Here is a 4,302-nt window from a genome sequence, read left to right as displayed (position 1 = left end):
CCCCGCCGCTGGACCGCGCCGGGCTCGGCGGCCCGACGCTCGACCTGCTGGCCGGGGCGCGGCGCGACGCGCGGGGGCGCGGCGCGGACCGCGTCGGCCCCGACCACCTGCTCGGCGCGGTGCTGGCAGACCCGCCCCAGCGGCTGCGCGCCGTCCTCACCGCCCCGCCGCTCGCCCTGGACCTGGACCTGCTGCGCGACAACCTGGAACGGCGGCTGCGCGACGCCGGGACGCCGCGCGAGACCGCGTTCCGTCTCCCGCCCGGACTGCCGCCGTCGCAGGACCTGACCTGGCTGGCCCGCACCGGCGGCCTCGCCCCGGCGCCGCACCTGGACCGCTACTTCGACCCGCTGTGCCGGGCGCTGCACCGCGCCGAGGCCCACCACGTCCTGATCACCGGCGATCCGGGGACCGGCACCACGACGCTGCTGGGCGAGCTGGCGCGGCGCGCGGCGGCCGGGGAGATCCCGTTCCTGCGGCGCAAGCGGTTCCTGCACGTGGACTGCGGGGACGTCGCGCCCGGCGACAGCGCCGCCGCGCTCGCCGGGATCGTCGGCCACGTCGCGGGCCGCACCGACGTGATCGTGTGCGCCGACGGGCTGGGCGCGCTGCTGCGCGGCCCGCACGGCACCGACCACCGGCTGGCCCTGCGCGCGGCGCTCAAGGAGGGCCGCCTCCACCTGGTCGGGGTGCTGACCCCGCAGGACTTCGAGGACCTGGTCGGCGCCGACCGGGCGCTGCTGGAGCTGACCACCCGGATCGAGGTGGCCGAACCCGGCCCGGCCGAGGCCCGCGACATGGCCGCGCGGGCCGCCGGGAGGCTGGCCGAACGGTTCGGCGTGCGGGCCGACGACCGCGCCGTGGACCTGGCGGTGGTGCTGTCGTCGGACCTGATCCTCAGCGAGCGCCTGCCCGCCAAGGCCGTCCGCGTCCTGCACCGCGCCTGCGAGGACCTGCACTACCGCCGCTCCCAGGCGGGCGAGACCCGCGACACCGTCGGGCCGGGCGACGTGGTGGAGGTCGTCGCGGAGCTGTCGGGCGTCCCGGCCGCGCAGATCCACGGGAGCGGCGAGCGCACCGACTTCGAGCGGGTGCTGTCGGAGTCGGTGGTCGGGCAGCCGGGGGCGGTGCGGGCGGTGGCCGCCGAGCTGCGCCGCGTCAAGGCGGGCCTGGCCGGTCCCGGCCGCCCGGCGTCGGTGATGCTGTTCGCGGGGCTGACCGGCGTCGGCAAGACCGAGACCGCCAAGACCCTCGCCCGCGTCTACTCGGCGTCCAAGCGGCTGCGGACCTACCCGATGGAGAACTTCGCCGAGCCGCACAGCATCGCCGGGATCATCGGGTCGCCGCCCGGCTACGTCGGCCACGACTCGGGCGGGCGGCTGGTCAACGACCTCAACGCCGACCCCTACTGCGTGTTCCTGCTGGACGAGGCGGAGAAGGCGCACCCGGAGGTGTGGCGGCCGTTCCTCAACCTGTTCGACGAGGGCTGGATCACCGACCAGCGCGGGGTGAAGGCGTTCGCCGACCGGGCGGTGTTCATCCTCACCACCAACGCCGGGCACGACCTGATCGCCGAGATGGCGGCGGCGGGCCGCCCCGACGAGGAGATCGCCGCCGCGGTGCGGCGGGTGCTGCGGGAGGTCCGCCATCCCCGGTCGGGGCAGGCGACGTTCCCGCCGGAGTTCCTGGCCCGGCTGCGGCAGGTGGTGGTGTTCCGGCCGCTGGACCGGGCGGCGATGGCGGGGATCTGCGCCAGGCTGCTGCGCGAGCAGCGGGAGTTCTGGCGCGCCCGCCGCGACAAGGACCTGGTCGTCCCCGAGGCGCTGGCCGGGCACATCGCCGACCTGGCGTACGCGGCCGACCGGGAGTCCGGCGGCGCGGAGGGCGGCCGGGTGGTGTCCCGGCTGGTCTCGCGGCTGGTGGAGGACCCGATCACCCTGGCGGCGGACCGGGACCCCGGGGCGTTCCGCGCGGCCGGGCGCGTCGAGCTGCTGTTCCGGCCCGGCGGCGACCCCCCGGTGGAGGCGGTTCCGCGGTGACCGGCGGCACCCCGGTGAGCGGGGACCTCAAGACGTTGCGGGGCACCGTGCTCGACGGCCGGTACCCGCTGGAGGAGTGGCTGGGCGAGGGCGGGTTCGGCGGGGTGTTCCGCAGCCGGCAGCGGCTGCTGGGCGCGCCGGTGCGGCGGGTGGCGGTCAAGCTGTCGCGGCGCACCGGCCTGACCGAGGCGAACGTGCGGGACCTGTTCGGCGACGCGCTGCTGCTGGCCGAGGCGATGGACGGCATGACCGACACCGAGGCCCGCGCGCACCTGGTGCACCTGTACGACGCGGGCGTCGCGGACGGGCGCGGCTACCTGGTGATGGAGTACGTGCAGGGCACCACGCTGGCGGCGCAGTTCGCGTCGCTGCCCGGGGGCGTCCCGGCGCGGCTGATGACGCGGTGGGCGCGGCAGGTCGCGGTGGCGCTGCGCGGGCTGCACTCGCTCACGCCGCCGCTGCTGCACCGCGATCTCAAACCCGACAACGTCCTGCTCGGCCTGGACCGCACGGTCCGGCTGGTCGACTTCGGGCTGGCCGCGCGGATGGTGGCGGGCGGCCACGTCGAGGGCGTCGCCGGGACGCTCGCCTACATGGCCCCCGAGACGTGGCGGGGGCGGAGCGTGCGGGCCTCCGACCTGTACTCGCTGGGCCTGCTGATCTACGAGGGGCTGACCGGGCGGCACCCCTACGGGCACCTGCACCCGCCCTACGGACTGCCCGCCGACGCGCACGGCGACTGGCTGTACGAGGCCCGCCGCGAGATCATCGTCGATCCGCCGTCGCGGCTGAACAACACCGTCCCGCCCGCGCTCGACGCGCTGGTGCTGCGCTGCCTGGCCCACGACCCGCGCGACCGGTTCGGCACGGCCGAGGAGCTCATCGAGGCGATCGACGAGCCCGCCCCGGCGGCGCCCGCGCGCCCCGCGCCGCGCGGCGCGGCCGCCGACCTGGTCCGCGAGGCGGACCTGCTGGCGGACCGGGGCGACCACGCCGGGGCCGCCCGCCGTTACGAGCGCGCGTGGCGGACGGTCCGCGACGACCCCGCCGCGCCGGACGATCGGGCCGAACGCGTCGCGCTCCTCGATCGTCTCAGTAGGGCGTACCGCCGGATCGGCAACGACTTCCAGGCCGACCGCTACGCCGAACTCAGCCGCCGGGAAGGGGGCGGGGACCGCTGATGGCGCAGGAGGGCGCGTTCGGACGGATCTTCAACCGCGACCGGCGGCTGCGCCGGCGCTGGACCGCGGCGCTGGCCGAGCCCGACCCGGCGCAGGCCCTGGCACGGCTCCGCGAGATCCGCGACGGCATCGCCGCCGACCCCGCCGGGGCCGGCGGGCTGTGGCCCGAGTTCCAGGCCGCGATGCTGGACCCCCGGCTGCTGCCGCTGCTGACCGGCGACGACTTCGCGGCGCTGGAGGACGTCGGGGCGCGGACCGGCGCGGGCGCGTGGTGGCCGCTGATCGCGGCGCGGGCGGCGCGCGGCGAGGAACGCGAGGCCCGCGAGCTGATCGGCCGCTGCCCGCCGTCGCTGCCGCCGGAGTGGACGGGACTGGCGCGGGAGCTGCTGCGCGTGGACTTCGGCTCGGGCCTCCTGCGGGTGCGCGAGGCCGGGGAGGCGGCCCGGCGTCTCGCCGTCCCGGGGCTGGAGAGCACCCTCGCCCTGCACGCGCTGCTGGTCGAGGACGACCCGGCCCGCGCCGTCGCGCTGCTGGAACACGCCCCCGCCGACGGGACGGCGTTCGCGGCACTGCTGGCGGCCCGGCTGCGGCTGGGCGAGCACGCCGCCGTCGCCGCGCTGGCCGCGCGGCCCGGCCGCCCCACCTCCCGCGCGATCGAGGAGCTGGTCGAGCTCGGCCGCGCCCTGCACTGGCTCGACACCGCCGACTCCACCACCGACTCCACCACCGGGCCCGTCCCCGTCGAACGCCTCGTCCGCTTCACCGTCGCCCTGCACGCCGGGGAGTGGCTGGACTACGCGATCGGCCGGACCTACCTGCTGGACGGCGACGCCCGCCGCGCCGCCCGCGTCCTCGTCCCGCTCGCCGACGCCTTCCCCGGCCGCCCCGACTGGGCCTACCACGCCGCCTGGGCGCTGCTGCTGACCGGCGACCACGAGGGGGTCGCGCGGCTGCACGGTCGCTCCCCCGCCTGGGCGACCGGCTGCCTGCTGCGGGACGCCGCCCCCGACTCCGCGACGCCGCAGACCGCGCCGGAGACCGCGCCGCCCGCCGCGTACGCGGACCTGGCCGCCGCGCGCGCC

General features: G+C 77.8%; 3 protein-coding genes. All 3 read left to right on the top strand.

The window, feature by feature from the left end; genetic code table 11:
- Window positions 1-2,039: AAA family ATPase (locus AKI01S_RS29380; protein WP_067825040.1), on the top strand; the 2,039-nt coding region annotated here is incomplete at its 5' end.
- Window positions 2,036-3,220 carry a serine/threonine-protein kinase gene (locus AKI01S_RS29375; RefSeq protein WP_067825038.1) on the top strand — a complete coding sequence of 395 codons (1,185 nt, stop codon included), beginning with the start codon at window positions 2,036-2,038 and terminating at the stop codon, window positions 3,218-3,220. The genes AKI01S_RS29380 and AKI01S_RS29375, both read left to right, overlap by 4 nt.
- A partial coding sequence (locus tag AKI01S_RS29370) for a hypothetical protein (protein WP_218009856.1) occupies window positions 3,220-4,302 on the top strand: 1,083 nt, incomplete at its 3' end. The genes AKI01S_RS29375 and AKI01S_RS29370, both read left to right, overlap by 1 nt.

The sequence above is a fragment of the Actinomadura kijaniata NBRC 14229 genome (assembly GCF_001552175.1).
Classification (GTDB): Bacteria; Actinomycetota; Actinomycetes; order Streptosporangiales; family Streptosporangiaceae; genus Spirillospora; species Spirillospora kijaniata.
This window is presented reverse-complemented; position numbering and strand designations above follow the sequence as displayed.